17 protein-coding genes are annotated in these 17,321 nt (G+C 37.7%); 12 read left to right on the top strand and 5 right to left on the bottom strand.

What is annotated here, in order from left to right:
- Complete coding sequence (locus tag ACPDHL_RS02395; RefSeq protein ID WP_430531204.1) at positions 1-558, top strand: DNA mismatch repair protein MutS; 558 nt, start codon at positions 1-3, stop codon at positions 556-558.
- 49 nt (positions 559-607) lie between these two features.
- On the opposite strand, the gene ACPDHL_RS02390 is transcribed toward ACPDHL_RS02395, so the two are convergent.
- The 3 genes from ACPDHL_RS02390 to ACPDHL_RS02380 form a co-directional block, all read right to left on the bottom strand.
- Positions 608-1,267, bottom strand: a complete 660-nt coding sequence (locus ACPDHL_RS02390; protein WP_430531203.1) for a hypothetical protein — start codon at positions 1,265-1,267, stop codon at positions 608-610.
- 10 nt (positions 1,268-1,277) lie between these two features.
- Complete coding sequence (locus ACPDHL_RS02385; protein WP_430531202.1) at positions 1,278-1,652, bottom strand: hypothetical protein; 375 nt, start codon at positions 1,650-1,652, stop codon at positions 1,278-1,280.
- A gap of 103 nt (positions 1,653-1,755) precedes the next feature.
- Positions 1,756-2,769 (bottom strand): hypothetical protein, encoded by a 1,014-nt coding sequence (locus ACPDHL_RS02380; protein ID WP_430531201.1) that lies wholly within the window; start codon positions 2,767-2,769, stop codon positions 1,756-1,758.
- A gap of 132 nt (positions 2,770-2,901) precedes the next feature.
- Between ACPDHL_RS02380 and ACPDHL_RS02375 the strand changes: the two genes are divergently transcribed.
- The 3 genes from ACPDHL_RS02375 to ACPDHL_RS02365 all read left to right on the top strand — a co-directional run bounded on the left by ACPDHL_RS02375 (position 2,902) and on the right by ACPDHL_RS02365 (position 6,700).
- A complete protein-coding gene (locus ACPDHL_RS02375; protein ID WP_430531200.1) occupies positions 2,902-4,656 on the top strand; it encodes an MFS transporter in 1,755 nt (584 codons plus the stop codon).
- A gap of 129 nt (positions 4,657-4,785) precedes the next feature.
- Positions 4,786-4,977, top strand: coding sequence for a hypothetical protein (locus tag ACPDHL_RS02370; RefSeq protein ID WP_430531199.1), 192 nt, complete (start codon positions 4,786-4,788; stop codon positions 4,975-4,977).
- Between the two features lie 319 nt (positions 4,978-5,296).
- Positions 5,297-6,700, top strand: coding sequence for a phosphatase PAP2 family protein (locus ACPDHL_RS02365; RefSeq protein WP_430531198.1), 1,404 nt, complete (start codon positions 5,297-5,299; stop codon positions 6,698-6,700).
- Between the two features lie 7 nt (positions 6,701-6,707).
- Here the strand turns inward: ACPDHL_RS02365 and ACPDHL_RS02360 are convergent, their stop codons facing one another.
- Positions 6,708-7,280 (bottom strand): DinB family protein, encoded by a 573-nt coding sequence (locus ACPDHL_RS02360; RefSeq protein ID WP_430531197.1) that lies wholly within the window; start codon positions 7,278-7,280, stop codon positions 6,708-6,710.
- Positions 7,281-7,623: 343 nt separating this feature from the next.
- Between ACPDHL_RS02360 and ACPDHL_RS02355 the strand changes: the two genes are divergently transcribed.
- The 7 genes from ACPDHL_RS02355 (at position 7,624) to ACPDHL_RS02325 (ending at position 14,991) form a co-directional block, all read left to right on the top strand.
- On the top strand, positions 7,624-8,748 hold the full coding sequence (locus tag ACPDHL_RS02355; protein WP_430531196.1) for a cysteine desulfurase family protein: 1,125 nt from the start codon (positions 7,624-7,626) through the stop codon (positions 8,746-8,748).
- Between the two features lie 149 nt (positions 8,749-8,897).
- Positions 8,898-10,070, top strand: a complete 1,173-nt coding sequence (locus tag ACPDHL_RS02350) for an AIR synthase related protein (RefSeq protein ID WP_430531195.1) — start codon at positions 8,898-8,900, stop codon at positions 10,068-10,070.
- Between the two features lies 1 nt (position 10,071).
- On the top strand, positions 10,072-10,488 hold the full coding sequence (gene ruvX, locus ACPDHL_RS02345) for a Holliday junction resolvase RuvX (RefSeq protein ID WP_430531194.1): 417 nt from the start codon (positions 10,072-10,074) through the stop codon (positions 10,486-10,488).
- Between the two features lie 87 nt (positions 10,489-10,575).
- Positions 10,576-12,072: a malate:quinone oxidoreductase gene (locus ACPDHL_RS02340; protein ID WP_430531193.1), complete on the top strand. Its 1,497-nt coding sequence runs from the start codon at positions 10,576-10,578 to the stop codon at positions 12,070-12,072.
- Positions 12,073-12,389: 317 nt separating this feature from the next.
- Positions 12,390-13,868: a catalase gene (locus ACPDHL_RS02335; RefSeq protein WP_430531192.1), complete on the top strand. Its 1,479-nt coding sequence runs from the start codon at positions 12,390-12,392 to the stop codon at positions 13,866-13,868.
- 99 nt (positions 13,869-13,967) lie between these two features.
- Positions 13,968-14,372, top strand: coding sequence for a hypothetical protein (locus tag ACPDHL_RS02330; RefSeq protein ID WP_430531191.1), 405 nt, complete (start codon positions 13,968-13,970; stop codon positions 14,370-14,372).
- Between the two features lies 1 nt (position 14,373).
- Positions 14,374-14,991, top strand: coding sequence for a hypothetical protein (locus tag ACPDHL_RS02325; protein ID WP_430531190.1), 618 nt, complete (start codon positions 14,374-14,376; stop codon positions 14,989-14,991).
- A gap of 31 nt (positions 14,992-15,022) precedes the next feature.
- Here ACPDHL_RS02325 and ACPDHL_RS02320 read toward each other — a convergent pair whose 3' ends face one another.
- On the bottom strand, positions 15,023-15,595 hold the full coding sequence (locus ACPDHL_RS02320; protein ID WP_430531189.1) for a Crp/Fnr family transcriptional regulator: 573 nt from the start codon (positions 15,593-15,595) through the stop codon (positions 15,023-15,025).
- Positions 15,596-16,062: 467 nt separating this feature from the next.
- On the opposite strand from ACPDHL_RS02320, the gene bioB reads away from it, so the two are divergent.
- A complete protein-coding gene (gene bioB / locus ACPDHL_RS02315; protein WP_430531188.1) occupies positions 16,063-17,043 on the top strand; it encodes a biotin synthase BioB in 981 nt (326 codons plus the stop codon).
- Positions 17,044-17,321: the final 278 nt, after the last annotated feature.

Below are 17,321 nucleotides of genomic sequence, written 5' to 3'. Positions count from 1 at the left end.
ATGTTAAGTAAAGGAGATTACGTACAAGTATTGGATGAAGACGAGGAGGGAATTGTCATTAACCTAATCGGAGATCAAGTAACCATCGAAACAAAAGATGGTTTTGTATTGAATTATAAACCTTCAGAACTATTGAAAATAGCTAAAGATGATGAGGTAGATTTTAAATCTGCTAGTTCAAAAGGTTCAATTCAAGAAGCGTTAGCAAGCAAAGTAGAACCCAAAAAGCGCTCTTTCGTCAAAGAGAAGAAATCGCGCAAAGAAGAGTTCATCTTGGAAGTTGACTTGCATATTGAAAAGTTAACGAAAGACTATAAACGCATGGAAAAACACGATATGTTGACGCTTCAATTGGATGCGGCAAGAGGGCAACTCGAGTTTGCTATACGCAATCGCATTCCGCGTATCGTATTTATTCATGGAGTTGGAGAAGGGGTTTTAAAAGCAGAACTGGAGTTTCTGTTTAGTCGATACCCTGAGGTTGTAGCAGAAGATGCCAATTATCAAAAATACGGCGTTGGCGCTATGCAGATTTATATCAAGCAAAATGTAAAATAAATAAACCCAAAAACGCCCAGCTAGCTGGGCGTTTTTGGGTTTATTTATTTTAACTGAGCGCATTGGGGTACTGGATCTGCTGTAGATCTAGTTGTAGCTGTTGCCAATCCTCAAATTCACTGTTTAAAGCAAGAACCAAGTCTTTAGTTAAAGTCTCCCCCTTATAAATAGCCTGAATGGCGTGTATTTTGGCGGGTGTGATTTCTTCCTCTTCTCCGTCCCAATGGTAATCAAGAGCCCATTCCAGATACGTTTGTGGATTGCCGTCTAAAATAAACAATTGATCTGCTGAACCATCCGTATCATATTCTACTTCACCTAGGGTCCAGGCTTGTTGTTTATTGGTCCATAGGCAATAGGTTGTTCCAGTAGACGAAACGGGTTCGCCAAAAATAAACGCGGAGTAACGCTCAGGTAGACCTTGGGTTAGCTTGTTTTTATTGGGGAGATTTTCTTCAAAATCATATAATTCATGGGCAAAACCATTGATAACAGCCCCATCTGGTTGAAAAAGAATAAAAAAGGCATCCCCTGAACCATCCTGCATTTGAAAAACCGCTTCCGCTGTATTCCAATGAGCATTATAGGAATAATAGCGATATTCCCATTCTGGGCTTAAAATAGCGTCCAATACTGCCAGAGACTTGCAGCATTTTTGCATTTCTTTTGGTTTGGGTAGATGAGCGTGATTCACTGTATTGTATAGCATAAATAAAAGTTTATTGGGTCTGTAATAAAATGTCCAACTCCTGTTTGTTGTAAGGATTTGGTGTTGTAATTGTCAGTTGATGCGGTAGTTCCTTTTGCACTAGTTTTTCATAGAGAAAGGAAAAGTTTACGCTTGGTGGCGGAACTAAGAGCACTAACACATACGCAATCGTAGTGTAATTTTCATTGATATCAGTTTTGCCTTCAACAATCGAAAGGCCTTGCTCGGTAAGGGCAGAAGATAGGGTGTAAACGATGGATTCCCATAGCTCTTCTAGATAATCAAAACTATTGTGAATGTCTACAATATCATAAGGAAACACGATAGTAAGGGGTGTCTTTTTTAGATAGGGAACAACTAGATCTTGTTGGACTAAGATGGACATGGGGATTGTTTTAAAACCTAAAGATAGCTAAAATGAAAATGCTTCGTGAGAATGCAAAAAAAAATCCCCAGTATTGGGGACTTTTATATGAGGTACTAGTACATTATTCTTGTGTGAATGTTCCAAACGGCAAGATGGTCTTGTGGAACGTTAGGTTGTTGTATAAAGGTTTCATGAAAACCACTTTTCTCAACGTAATGTCGTGTTTTAACTTAGGTTCTTCATCTCCTGCAGGTTGTGTCCATCTCGTATTGATGACAATCTCTCCTGTAGTAGCTCTCCAATTTTCAACTAAGCGGTTGATATTAGCTGGAGTATTTCCAGGGATATCTCCATCATTCTCACAAACCTCAGTTAAGTTAATCCCCGCACGGGCATATTGTTTGTAAACCAACGCACGTAAATCAGATAATGGAATTACTTTTTCCCCTTCTTCTGTAGGGAAATCTTCTTGGGTTAAATCAAGCAGCATTGCTTCTTTATCCGATAGGGAAATCCATTGTGTTTGACATGGATTGATTGTTTTAGGTGTATTGTCGCTATTTAAGAATTTAAAACCAAGGCTGTTAGAACGGTAGTTGTTGGTTCCAAAAGGCATGCGATCGTATTTGATACTTGTTTCTCCATCTTGGAAGTTTACATTCAAAATGGTGAAATTGTATTGGTAGGTAAGCCCTACTGAATGATCACCTGTCAACTCAGGAAGGTCATTGTTTCGAATAGAAACCATGCGTTGTGTACGCAAGATAGCACCTGGAGAAGCTAGAATTTCTTCCACTACAGCAGGAGAACTTGGCGACGGAAACGTACAGATAGAAGCGTTTTCTACTCTGCCATTGTATTTTCTATAAGCCAAGCTGGTATTGGTACCATCAATCTCAACATCAATAGCCTGAATACTTTCATCTCGCATGATATTGTCCATATCGGCAATTAGAATAAAAGCATCAGTTTCTTTTAATTTGTAAAAAACTTTAGCTCCATCACCTTGGTCTGAACAGCGGTTTACCGTTGTTACAGAAGAAAAATCAATATCGTTGTAGGTAAGCTTGCCATCGTCGCAAGAACTTAATCCGAATAAGCAAATAGCAGCAGCTAGCGTATAAACCTTTTTCATAAAGTAAATATATCATTATCGAGAGTACAAAAATACTTTTTTTATCTTAAGTAGGGACATTTAAGGGCAGATATAGGTTATTTAATTATCTTTGGTTACGTTAAAGATAACTTAAAATACAAGCTACTCGCTATGAATGCAATGCCTACCAAAACAAATTATCCTGCTTTATATACCTTAGTAACTGTTTTCTTTTTTTGGGGATTCTTTGCTGCAGGGAATAGTATTTTTATTCCTTTTTGTAAAGCGTTTTTTGATTTGGATCAGTTTCAATCCCAGTTGATTGATTTTTCTTTTTATACAGCGTATTACTTTGGAGCTTTGTTGCTTTTTATACTTAGTGCTTGGAAAAAGCGCGATATCGTAAGTAATTGGGGGTATAAACGTTCCATTGTCTATGGGTTATTGTTTTCAACAGGTGGAGCAGTTGCGATGATCTGGGCCGTACAAATCAGTGTGTATGCAGCTTTATTGGTAGGTTTGTTTATTGTAGCGCTTGGATTTTCACTTCAACAGATTGCCGCTAATCCCTTTGCTATTTCCTTGGGCGATCCCAAAACGGGAACGAGTCGTGTGAGCTTGGGTGGGGGAATTAACTCATTGGGAACAACCATAGGTCCTTTATTGATGGCGTATGCGCTTTATGGAAGTGCTAAAACATTAACTGATGATCAAATTCAGCATTTGAGTTTGGATAAAATGACAGTTTTATACGGGGCAGTTGGTGGATTATTCTTACTTGCTGCCTTGCTTTTTTTCTTTTCTAAAAAAATACCGGAAGGTAGGAGTCAAGCTGAAATAAAGCCTGCAAAAAAAGCCATTGGATTATTAGTTGGTATGACAATACTATTAGTTGCCGTTTTTGTACCTGTATTTGGAACCTATAAAAGTGATGCATACTTACGTGTTACAACGCTTCAAAAACAACAAGAAGCGTTGACCCTTACGCTGAACAATGAAATCACACAACAAGATAAAGCAAGTACTGAAATTGAACTCCAAAAGGTACAGACTGAAATAAAAGAAACACTTACTCCTTTAGAAAATAAGCGTATTTACTTGCTAGGTGGGGCTTTAGTTGTTATTGTAGGAAGTATTTGCTTTGCCTATTTCAACAGCAAGAAAAACAAGGCAGGTTGGGGCGCTATGCAGTATCCTCAACTTTTACTGGGCATGTTAGCCATCTTTGCCTATGTAGGAGTAGAAGTAGGGATTGGAAGTAATTTGGGTGAGCTATTGAAATTAGAAGAGTTCGGAGCTTTACAATCTGCAGAAATCGCCCCCTATGTTTCCATGTATTGGGGAAGTTTGATGATTGGAAGATGGGCAGGAGCCGTTAGTGTATTTCAATTGAGTAGAACTAAAGAATTACTAGCCTTGATTTTAGTGCCATTCGCCGCTTACTTGGTGATTTTATTCGCCAACTACTTTGCCGGTAATGAAATTGAACATCTATACTACTATAGCTTGTGTGTGTTGATTCAGATCGCTTTTTCTTTTTGGAGTAAAAATAAGTCTGCCCGTACCATGGTGTTGTTTAGCTTATTTGGCTTAATGGCCATGATCGTTGGTCTGTTTTCTACGGGAATGCTAGCGATCTACGCCTTTTTAGCAGGTGGATTAGCGTGTAGCGTATTGTGGCCTGCCATTTTTAATATAGCCATTATGGGCTTGGGAAAATATACCGCTCAAGGGTCGTCCTTCTTAATTATGATGATCCTCGGTGGAGGAATTCTGCCTCCCATTCAAGGTAAAATAGCCGATATGATCGGAATCCATGAGTCATACATCGTTAATGCGGTGTGTTTTGGCTACTTGTTGCTATTTGGAATACTAGCTAAAAGAGTATTGCAAAAACAAGGGATAGCTATTGATGAGATTGAGTAAAAAAAAGAAGTTTTTTTCAAAGGTAAATCCTAACAAATTACAAACCGCGCAAAAAACAAACCGCGCAAACCGTGCAAAAAAGAAAAAAAAGAAGTTTTTTCAAAGGTAAATCCTCACAAATTACAAACCGTGCAAAAAACAAACCGCGCAAACCGCGCAAAAAAAAAAGAATTTTTTTTCAAGGGAAAAATAGCCGATATGATCGGAATCCATGAGTCATACATCGTTAATGCAGTGTGTTTTGGCTACTTGTTGCTATTTGGAATACTAGCTAAAAGAGTATTGCAAAAACAAGGGATAGCTATTGATGAGATTGAGTAAAAAAAAGAAGTTTTTTTCAAGGGGAAATCATATAAATCGGTACTACGCACGACGCACGACGCACGACGCACAACGAACAACGCACGACGCACGACGCACGACGCACGACGCACGACGCACGACGCACGACGCACAACGAGCAACGAGCAACGCACAACGAGCAACGAACAACGCACAACACGCCTAATTCATTTAAAAATGTAAAAATGATATTGATATAATGGAAAAGGATTTTGTATAAAATATTGATATAGGTTGAAATAGAACTAGTATTTTCGACGCTTGAAAAAATATACTTTCATTCAAGCATATAAGAAAGATGAAAATAAAACAGCTTATAGGAGGACTGTTGATTTGGAGTTCCGTATGGGGATACAGTCAACAAGCACAACCCTATTTCATTCCGTCTATATCCAGTGATTCCTTACTTTCAAAACAGGTTGTTAAGTCCCAAAAAAGCTTTTGGGATAAAGAAGCAGTAAAAATAGGTTTTGTACCCACCTTGTTATTTGGAGCATCTGCGGCAACATGGAACAGTAGGCAAGATATAAGAGAGACGCGAAATCGATACATTCCAACTTTCAAGTATCATTTTGATGACTATGTACAATATGCTCCCGCAGCAGTAACTTTTGGGTTAAAAGCAGCAGGAGTAAAAGGGCGCAATGAGTTTAAGCGTTCGACCTTGACCTATGCAACGAGTATTGCTATTATGGCGATTCTAGTCAATGGAATTAAATATACCGCCAAAGTAGAACGACCTGATGGTTCATCTAAAAACTCTTTTCCTTCTGGACACAGTGCTATGGCTTTTACCAATGCATCTTTTTTGGATAAAGAATACGGATTGGTGAATCCTGCTTATTCTATTGGAGGATATAGTATGGCTACCATGACAGCTGTTGGGCGTGGGTTGAATAATAGGCATTGGGTTTCTGATGTATTCGCAGGTGCAGGAATTGGAATCTTGTCCTCTCAATTGGCCTATTTTTTTGTGGATAAAATCTATGGAAATAAAGGCGATAATGTAAGCTTGTTATCGCAGTTTGAAGGCAATGAAAATCCTTCGTTTTTAGCCATGAAATTGGGATCTGCCGCTGCTTTTGAAAGTATTATTGAGGATGAAGATGAGGAAACCTTAGCGCGATTGGGTTGGGAAGCTGGATTAGAAGGGGCCTATTTTTTTACTAGAAATTGGGGAGTAGGAGGGCAATTTACCGTTGCAGGTTTTCCTTTTAATAAGAGCAACGTTTCTATTCCTACGAATCCCGATACACCGGAATATAGTAGCAATGCGGCTATTGTAACGGAATCTTTAGGCTATTTGAATGTAGGTGTAGGACCCTACTATGCAATTCATTTTTCGGATCGATGGAACCTAATGTTCAAAGGATTGTTAGGGTATAGTGTAGCAGCGCATGGGCATATAAAATTAAATGTTGAAGGCCCTGTGGATCACGTTAATCCAAAAGAAAAAGAGGAAATTATACTGGCTTCCTATAAACCAAAGAATGCCTTTCAATTTACCGTAGGAACCGCTTTAACCTATAACTTTGCATCTAATTTAGGCGCTGCGTTCTATGCTGACTTCAATCACAGTCAAATGAAATACAACTACATCGTCAATCCCAATTTCTTAGATCCAGAAGATCCCGAAGTATTTACAGATCGAAGTCCGTTTAACTATATGACTCTAGGAATTCGATTGACCGCTTATTTCTGAGACTCGTTTACGATAAATAGTTTTGTCGTTCAAGTTTTTGATGCATCAAAATGTTTTGTACTTGAACCATATGCCTTAAATTGTGAAAAACAACAAGTTTTAAGGTGTCTCCCAAGCGTAGACTAATCCATTTATGTATAGTTGTAGCTGTTTTAATTCGATTTAAATTGACAGTTTTAGCCTGTTCTAAAAGCGTAATAAGGCTGTTTTGTTGCTGAATGAAAACGGTCAAAACCTCGCGATCTAACTTGCTATCGCTGGGATTCATTGCTTTGATTGCTTTCCTCTTATTGAGCTTGGATTTGGGTAACATTCTTTTGGCTAAGTAGTTGCCTAAATAGCCGCTTTTGAATGTGGAAGAGGGGAGGTGGTGTTTTGTTATACTCATTTTAATAGCAAGCTCTGGAAGATAGAAATGCCCATAGCGGTTGAGATGCTCAATACATTCTAGAATACTCCAACTTGCTGAACGAGGTCTTAGCTGTAGAACAAAATCAGTAAGTACTTGAAGTTCTTCTGCCTCTTTTTTGATTTGGTGTGTGAGTACTAATAAGTTTGAAAGCAGTGTGTTTGCATCCATGTTTTTATTTTTGACAAAATTCATCCTAATATTCAACGTAAAAATTGATGCAAGTCAATATTTAGGAGGGCGTTATTGTTGGAAGAACATCAACGATTTCTTTTATTTATGAGAAGTGTACTAGATGGTCAATAAGAGCGTATATCCTTTATGCAACGTCGATGAATGACTGTTTAATTTAAGAAAAAATGAAAAGTTGTTGTGCAGTAGGTGATAATATAGATTTGATTTCAGCAATATCTTTTTTGTTTTTATTACATTTGTATTCGAATAAAAAAATGACCAATGAAAGGAGTTGCCTTGTGAAAATGAGGGAACTTGTTTTACTATAACTAATTAAGTAATGAAACAAATATATCTGGATAATGCTGCTACTACTTCTGTTCGCCCAGAAGTAATTGAAGAGATGGTGAAAGTATTGCGAAATGATTTTGGTAACCCCTCATCAACCTATTCAATCGGACGGCATGCGAAGGCGTTAATTGAAGGGGCAAGAAAAACAATTGCCAAGCAATTTAATGTCAATTCTTCAGAGATTATTTTTACTTCATGTGGTACAGAAGGAAACAACTGGATTTTGCTTTCTGCCGTACGCGATCTAGGGGTGAAAAGAATTATTACAACCAAATTAGAACACCATGCGGTTTTAAATACCGTAAAGCATTTAGAACATACCTATGGTATTGAAGTTGTATTCTTGGATATTAAACCCACTAGTGAAATCGACTATGCGCAACTAGAGCGTTTGCTACAGGAAGACAAAAAGACTTTAGTGAGTTTAATGCACGTGAACAACGAGGTGGGAACGGAATTAGATTTAGAAAAAGTAGCGCATGTATGTGTAGAACACGACGCTTTATTTCATTGTGATACCGTACAGTCCGTAGGAAAGAAAAGAATTGATTTGAGTGCCTTGCCGATTGATTTTATTGTGGCAAGCGCCCATAAATTCCACGGACCAAAAGGAATTGGATTTGCTTTTATCCGCAAGAAAAATGTGTTGAAACCCGTTATTTACGGAGGAGAACAAGAAAAGGGATTACGCGCAGGAACAGAAGGAGTACACCAAGTAGTAGGAATGGCGAAGGCCTTGGAAATGGCGTATGACTTACTAGAAGAAGAAAGTGCGTATATAGGCGATATCAAATCGTACTGTCAACAGCGTTTACTAGAAGTATACCCAGAGGTGAAATTCAACGGAAATCAAACTGGATTTTATAATATTTTAAACATTTTATTGCCCTTAACGCAAGAAAAGGCAGCTATGATGTTATTTCAATTAGATATGAAGGGAATCGCTGTGTCAAGAGGAAGTGCTTGCCAATCAGGAAGCCAAAAGCCCTCGCATGTTTTAGCACAGTTCCTAGATGAAGAAGATTTGAAGAAGCCGAGCTTAAGATTGTCTTTTAGTCATGAAAATACAAAAGAAGATATCGATCGTTTGATTGAACTTCTTCAAGAAATTTAAGAAAAAAAATCTACTAATTTGAATTAGTAGATTTTTTTGTTTTTCAATTAGTCAAAAAATAAACAAAAAAGAGGTAAAAAAATGTTAATGTAAAAAGCTTTGTTTTACAATAACATTCGCATTAAATTTGCACAAACAACACACTATTTATGAGTTCAAGTAATAGATACGCGCTTCGCGGAGTTTCTGCTGAGAAAGAAGATGTTCACAATGCAATAAAGAACATAGATAAAGGATTGTTTCCTAAAGCATTCTGTAAAATTATTCCCGATCACCTAACAGGAGATGAAGAATATTGTTTGATTATGCATGCAGATGGAGCAGGAACAAAATCGTCATTAGCTTATATGTATTGGAAAGAAACAGGCGATAGTTCTGTTTGGAAAGGTATTGCTCAAGATGCCTTAATCATGAATATTGACGATTTATTATGTGTCGGTGCAACAGATAATATTTTGTTGTCAAGCACAATTGGACGAAATAAAAACTTAGTTCCAGGTGAGGTAATCTCTGCGATTATCAATGGAACTGAAGAGTTAATTCAAGAATTAAAAACATTTGGCGTAACCATTCACTCAACAGGTGGAGAAACAGCAGATGTGGGCGATTTAGTTCGCACAATTATCGTAGATTCAACAGTTACAGCACGCATGAAACGCAGTGATGTAATTGACAATGCCAATATTAAAGCAGGAGATGTAATTGTAGGATTGGAGTCTTTCGGACAAGCAACGTACGAAAAAGAATACAATGGCGGAATGGGAAGTAACGGACTTACTTCAGCTCGTCATGATGTATTTGATCATTCGTTAGCTGCAAAATATCCAGAGAGTTATGATGCATCAGTTCCAGAAGAATTAGTGTATTCTGGAAAGGTACACTTAACAGATGCTGTGGCCAATGCGCCAATCGATGCTGGAAAATTAGTGCTTTCACCAACGAGAACCTATGCACCAATCATCAAAGCGATTTTAGATCAATACAAATCAGATGACGTACATGGAATGATTCACTGTAGTGGTGGGGCACAAACAAAAATCTTACATTTCGTAGATAATCTTCATATTATCAAAGACAATTTATTTGAGGTTCCTCCTTTGTTTCAGTTGATACAAGAACAATCGAAAACCGATTGGAGAGAAATGTATCAGGTATTCAACTGTGGACACCGCATGGAATTATACGTAAATCCTGCTATTGCGGAAGATATTATTGCTATCGCTAAAAGCTTCAACGTAAGAGCGCAAATCGTAGGACGTGTAGAAGATGCGGCAGATAAAAAATTAACGATTCAATCAACATACGGGACATTTACATACTAGAATGGGACGTTTATTAGCTATTGATTTTGGTCAAAAAAGAACGGGTATTGCAGTAACCGATGAGTTTCAAATTATCGCATCGGGATTAACTACGGTCAATACAAGCGAACTGATGTCTTTTTTAAAAGAGTATTTTCAGCAAGAAAAAGTAGAAAGAGTAATCATCGGAGAACCCAAGCGTTTAAATAATGAACCTTCGGAGATAACGCCTATTTTAAATGAGTTTATTGCTGCATTTGAAAAAGCGTTTCCTACGATGCCTGTAGAGCGGATAGATGAGCGTTTTACCTCTAAAATGGCTTTTCAAACCATGATAGATAGTGGTTTAAAGAAAAAACAAAGACAGAATAAAGCATTAATAGACGAAATCGCTGCCACAATAATCTTACAAGATTATATGGGGCGCAATGCGATTTAATTAGTTCTTTTTTAAAATTTTAGCATTAAAAAACTGTTTTTCCTGTAGATAAAAATTAATTTTGCACATAAATAAATATTCGATATAATGTCAAGTATACAAAAATCTGAGGTTGATGTTGTTTTGGTAGGAGCTGGAATCATGAGTGCTACTCTTGGAATCTTACTAAAAGAATTGAATCCGAACCTAAAAATAGAAATCTTAGAGCGTTTAGATCGCGCTGCAGCTGAGAGTTCAGACGCAATGAATAATGCGGGTACAGGACACTCTGCATTTTGTGAATTAAACTATACACCAGAAAAAGCCGATGGCAGTATTGACGCAACAAAAGCGATTAGTATTGTGGAGCAATTCGAACTTTCAAGGCAGTTCTGGTCATACTTGGTAAATAAAAATGTTTTAAAAGACCCTAGAAAATTTATTAATTCTGTACCACATATGAGTTTTGTATGGGGAAAAGACAATGTGAATTTCTTGGAAAAACGATACAATGAACTTCAAAAATATCCGTTATTCCACGGAATGAAGTTCTCGAAAGAGGTAGACCAAATTAAAGCTTGGGCACCGCTTTTAATGGAAGAAAGAAAGCTAGACGACGTATATGCCGCTACCTATATGCCAATTGGTACAGACGTGAACTTCGGAGAATTAACGAGAGAAATCTTTGCTCATTTAACCCAAGAAGATGGCGTAAATGTACACTTTAATAACCAAGTAACGGATATTAAACGCAAAGGCGATAAGTGGAGCGTTTCTGCAAAAGATGAAGTAACTGGAGAACACAAAAAAGTGAAAGCGAAGTTTGTGTTTGTTGGTGCAGGTGGTGGAGCAATCTTGTTGTTGCAAAAAGCGGATATTCCTGAGAGTAAAGGATATGGTGGATTCCCAGTTGGAGGAGAATGGTTGGTGTGTAATAACCCTGAAATCGTTCAAAAACACATGGCCAAAGTATACGGAAAAGCATCAGTAGGTGCACCTCCAATGTCCGTGCCACACTTGGATACGCGTTTTATTGATGGAAAACACTCCCTATTATTCGGACCTTATGCAGGATTTTCTACTAAATTCTTGAAACGCGGATCAAATATGGACTTGTTTAAGTCATTGGAATTAAATAATATCGGACCGATGTTGGGTGCAGGAATGCGTAACTTAGACCTTACGAAGTACTTAATCGGACAAGTTTTACAATCTGATAAATCGAGATACGAATCACTGAAAGAGTATTTCCCTAATGCAAAAGATGAGGATTGGAAAGTAGAACATGCGGGACAACGTGTACAAGTAATTAAAAGAGACAAAGACGGGAAAGGTATTTTACAGTTTGGAACAGAAGTTGTCAACTCAGCTGATGGATCAATTGCAGCTTTATTAGGAGCGTCTCCCGGAGCGTCAACTGCAACAGCTATTATGTTGAAATTATTAGCAAACTGTTTCCCTACAGAATTTAAGTCAGCCGCATGGCAAGCGAAGTTCAAAGAGATGATCCCTTCTTATGGACTGAAATTAAACGAACACCCAGAATTGGTAGATGAAGTAAGAGATAATTGCTCAAAAGTGTTGAAAATTTTCCCAAATAACTAAATCACTTCAATGGATATAGAAAGCACCTTTACTAGTTAAAGGTGTTTTTTTTGGTTATGGGAGAAGGGAGAAGGGAGAAGGGAGAAGGGAGAAGGGAGAAGGGAGAAGGGAGAAGGGAAATGGGGGGTCACTACTCACCACTCACCACTCACCACTCACCACTCACCACTCACCACTCATCACTTTTATTTATCGTTATTTTCGATGTAATAGATTTTATTTATTCTATTATAACCTATTGGTATAATAAAATTACGGACAACGGATTGATAATTAGTATATTTGAATTAGAAAATAACGAAATAAAGTATAGCACTATGGAAAACAAAAAACTAACAACAGCAGTAGGGAGACCTTATGTAGAGCATGAAAATTCAATGACAGCCGGAGAGCGTGGGCCAGTATTATTGCAAGATTATATCTTGCATGAGAAAATGGCACATTTCAACAGAGAGCGTATTCCAGAGCGTGTGGTTCATGCGAAGGGTTCTGGAGCATTTGGAACATTTACCGTAACCCATGACATTACCCAATACACCAAAGCAAAATTATTTAGTGAAGTAGGAAAACAAACCAAGGTGTTTTTGCGTTTCTCAACCGTAGGTGGGGAGAAAGGATCAGCAGATTCAGAACGTGATCCACGTGGGTTTGCAGTAAAATTCTACACGGAAGACGGAAATTGGGATTTAGTAGGAAACAATACCCCTGTATTCTTTATTAAGGATGCGAAAAAGTTCAGCGACTTTATCCATACTCAAAAACGTCATCCGCAAACGAATCTAAAATCAGCAACTATGATGTGGGACTTCTGGTCATTGAATCCAGAGAGTTTACACCAAGTGTTGATTCTAATGTCAGATCGAGGTACACCGTTTGGATACCGTCATATGAATGGCTATGGAAGTCATACGTTTTCTATGGTTAATGCCGAAAATGAACGCGTTTATGTGAAGTTTCACTTCAAAACGGCTCAAGGTATTAAAAACTTAACAGGTCCTGAGGCAGATGCTATGCGTACAACGGATATGGATTATGCACAACGCGATTTGTTTACCCACATTGAAAAAGGCGACTTTCCAAAATGGAACCTAAAGATTCAAGTGATGACAGAAGCAGAAAGTCGCGTGGCCAAAGTAAATCCATTTGATGTAACCAAAGTATGGCCACATAAAGATTATCCGTTGATTGATGTGGGGGTATTAGAATTAAATGAAAATCCACGCAACTATTTTCAAGATGTTGAACAAGCAGCTTTTGCGCCAACACATATTGTTGATGGAATAGGATTCTCTCCAGACCGTATGTTGCAAGGTCGTATTTTGTCTTATCCAGATGCACAACGCTACCGTTTAGGAGCCAATCACGAACAAATTCCGGTGAACCGTTGTCCTTTCGCTACCAATAACTACCACAGAGATGGTGCTATGCGTATCGATGGCAATGGAGGAAGTGAACCAAACTATTACCCAAATAGCTTTGATTCTATGGTTATTGATGAAAGTTACAAAGAACCTGCATTAGATTTGGGTGAGCACGTCGTAGCAGATCACTATGATCGAAATGGAATAGGCGAGGACGATCACTTTACACAACCAGGAAATCTGTACCGTATCATGACAGATGAAGCAAAAACCAATACGGTAAACAATATTGTTGGAGCGATGTCGGGAATCGACGGACCAAAACGAGAGGAAATTATTATGCGTCAATTGTGTCATTGGTTTAGAGCCGATGCGGATTTAGGTATGCGCATTGCAAAAGGATTGCAAGTAGATGTGAGTAAGTTCATGTCTTAATTGAAATTCATACGGATTAAAAAAGCGAATTATTAAAATAATTCGCTTTTTTTTATGTTCTGCAAGTGGTATATTAGCTTAATTTTAAGTTAAATAGCAATGAAAGGAAAAATACTGCTTCTCTTTTGTGTATTGGGATTTTTTTCTTGTTTAGACCGTTCCTATGACGGATCTGAACGTTATGTCGTTCAGGGAGTTTTTGTCAAGAATGGAGAACCTCTGCAGCATGAATTGGTGCTAATTGACACCCATGCTATTAATGAGGATACTAGCGTAAATCAACGTTTATCCGCAATAGATATCAATAGTCCTTCTCCTCCTCATAGTGTTGTGAATGCAACGTATACCGATAAGCAAGGAGCGTTTACAATTAGTTTTCCTGGAGGAAACTACACCTATGTATTAAAGCTAGAAAACTACAGTAAATTCCTCGTGAATGGAAAATATGGAGATCCAACTTTTTTGATTGATTTAGGTACCATAGATATCGCTAAAAAGGAGTAAGATGAGAATAAAGAAAACAATACAGCTTTTTGGATTGGTTTTGTGTATGGGACTTAGTTCAATGCAAATGCAAGCACAAGAAAAAGATTCTAGTGACAAAGTCATCTGGCTGCGCAACACGAGTTTCTACTTTACGAATTCCTTTTATTTTGGCGATAATATGATGGCAGACTCCCATCGGACCCACAATATGGGAGGAGATGTGAAACTGGGTATTGTACGCTATAACAAGATAGGTTTAGCTCTATTCGCTGGATTTACGAAGTTAAAAGTAAATGATGTTCAGATGATTGGATTGGTGACAAAATCCCAACAGACCAAAGTAGGGGGGACTATTTTTTATCAGTTGGATCTAACTCCTAAAAGTACATTTAAACCTGAGATAGGAATCTATGATATATCCTTTACTTCTAATGGGTATTATGTCGAGATTGAATCCATGTCAGGAACAGGACTTTTATTTGGAACGGATTATCAATACAATATAGCTAAAAGATTTCGTGCTGTAGTAGGATTGCACTACCATTGGAATAAATACAAGGTTCAAACCGCTAAAGCGTATAAGCATTATTTTGAACGAGCAAATTACATTCAACTATCCGTTGGATTTAATTTTTAAATGCGCAAAACAGGGATGAACCTCCTATTTTTTATTCTTCTTCTTGTATTTTTTTCAACGCGCGATTCAGTGTTCGCGTAGTAATACCCAAATACGAAGCCATATCCTCCTTAGAGATGTCCACTTGGTTTTTCTCCTGAAGGGTTAATAGTTTCTCTAAGGCATGCTCAACGGTGTACAACTGCTGAAAAGAAGCGCGCTCACTGGTGTGATAAACGCGTAAGGCTTCGACAGAGAGCAATACATTGTTGAACGTAAGATCTGTTTTGAGTAAGTGATCAAAAATAGACAACGGAATGACATAGGCATCGACATAAGAGAGCGCCTCTACCGAACACAAGCAGGGCATTTTGCCAAGGTATTCGATTTCGCCCATAATTTCACCACGACTCAAAAATTCAGGAATATACTCCTTGCCATTTTCTTCCGTAATGAAACACTTGGTTATCCCCTCTCGGATAACAATAATTTTAGTTATTTGTTCCCCTTGAGTCAATAAGATATCTTTGGGTTTATATTGAATCAACTGAATTTTATCTGCAATGATATCTTTGTGGGCGATGGATTCGATATAAGATAAAAAATCAAGATTTGTTCTTAACATATATTTATCATTAGGAGGACAAATGTCCTAGTAAAGGTTGAAATTAATATGGAATTTTGCTTTGTTCAAATGTAAAGAATTAAATCTTAGCGTTGTGTTGCGTTAAGATAGATTTAAACAAATGGAACGCAAAAACAAGATAACAAAAATACAAGTTAGATAAAAACAGAAGAAATGTGTGTAAGTGATAAAAAAACTTCTGTTTTTAACGTATAAAAATATCGTGTTGGGGTATACCTCGTATACCTATAACTTTGTGTTGGTTTTCAAACAATCGTTTGAAAATAAAAAGAGTGTGGTTAGATTAAGAAAAGAAGTCCTTATGGGGCTTCTTTTTTTTTGTCCACTAAACCGTAAGTTGTAAACCGTCCACTCCCACCGGTCTAGCTCTTTTTTTTAAACCGGATGCCTTATCCCTCTATTATCCCCAATATTTTTGGCGCTTAACTAATAAAACAAGAGAGATAATGACAAGTAGAGCAGCGATTCGAAACAATTGGACAAAGGAAGAAATTCAGGCTATTTACGATTTACCAATCATGGAACTGGTCTATCGAGCAGCAAGTGTACACCGACAGTATCACAACCCCAATGAAGTTCAGGTGAGTACCTTATTGTCTATAAAAACAGGAGGGTGTCCCGAAGACTGTTCGTATTGTGGACAAGCTGCACGTTACCATACAGATATTAAAGTACAGCGTTTATTAGCTGTAGAAACGGTTGTAGGACATGCGAAAAAAGCCAAAGCCAATGGATCTTCTCGATTTTGTATGGCTGCTGCTTGGCGGGAAGTACGCGATAATCGCGATTTTGATCAGGTTATTGAGATGGTAAAAGGTGTCAATGCACTTGATATGGAGGTTTGCTGTACCTTGGGAATGTTGACAGAGTCTCAGGCAAAACGCTTACAAGAAGCAGGATTATATGCCTATAACCACAACTTAGATACTTCTGAATCTCATTATAAAGATATTATATCAACGCGAACGTATGACCAGCGTTTAAATACCATTCAATCCGTTCGAAAAGCTGGAATTACTGTTTGTTCAGGAGGAATTATTGGATTAGGAGAAACGGATCAGGATCGCATTGCAATGCTGTGTACGTTAAGCACCATGGAACAACATCCAGAATCGGTGCCCATTAATGCGTTGGCACGTGTGAAGGGCACGCCTTTAGAAGATCTGCCTAAAACGGATAGTTGGGAAATGGTTCGCATGATTGCTACAGCGCGAATTATCATGCCTAAAACGATGGTGAGATTGAGCGCAGGTCGCTTAGAAATGAGCGAAGCAGAACAGGGATGGTGTTTTTTTGCTGGTGCAAACTCTATTTTTTCAGGTGAAGAGCAAACATTACTCGTCACGCCAAACCCCGCTTTAGATCAAGATCAGCTGTTATTTCAAAAATTAGGGCTTACGCCTATGATTTCTACTAAAAAAAAGTAGTAGAAAAGAGTATAAATCAAAATGTATAAAAAAAAGACAATGTGTTTTTCGCATTGTCTTTTTTTTTGCGTATTCGTAATTTGTGAAATTTTATTAAAAATAAATAAATAAGGAGTTTGAATTTATACAGTTATTGTACTGCCAAAGCCTTTGTGTAATTAAATCTTTAAGCTAATGTTTGTTTAAAATAAAAGAGCTGAAAAAGATATAATTTGTTAATATCTAGTTAATATTTGGATGGATTTTAGATAATTAGTCGGTAAGGGTTTGATTTTAAG

The organism is Myroides sp. C15-4 (assembly GCF_050522745.1).
GTDB lineage: Bacteria > Bacteroidota > Bacteroidia > Flavobacteriales > Flavobacteriaceae > Flavobacterium.
This window is presented reverse-complemented; position numbering and strand designations above follow the sequence as displayed.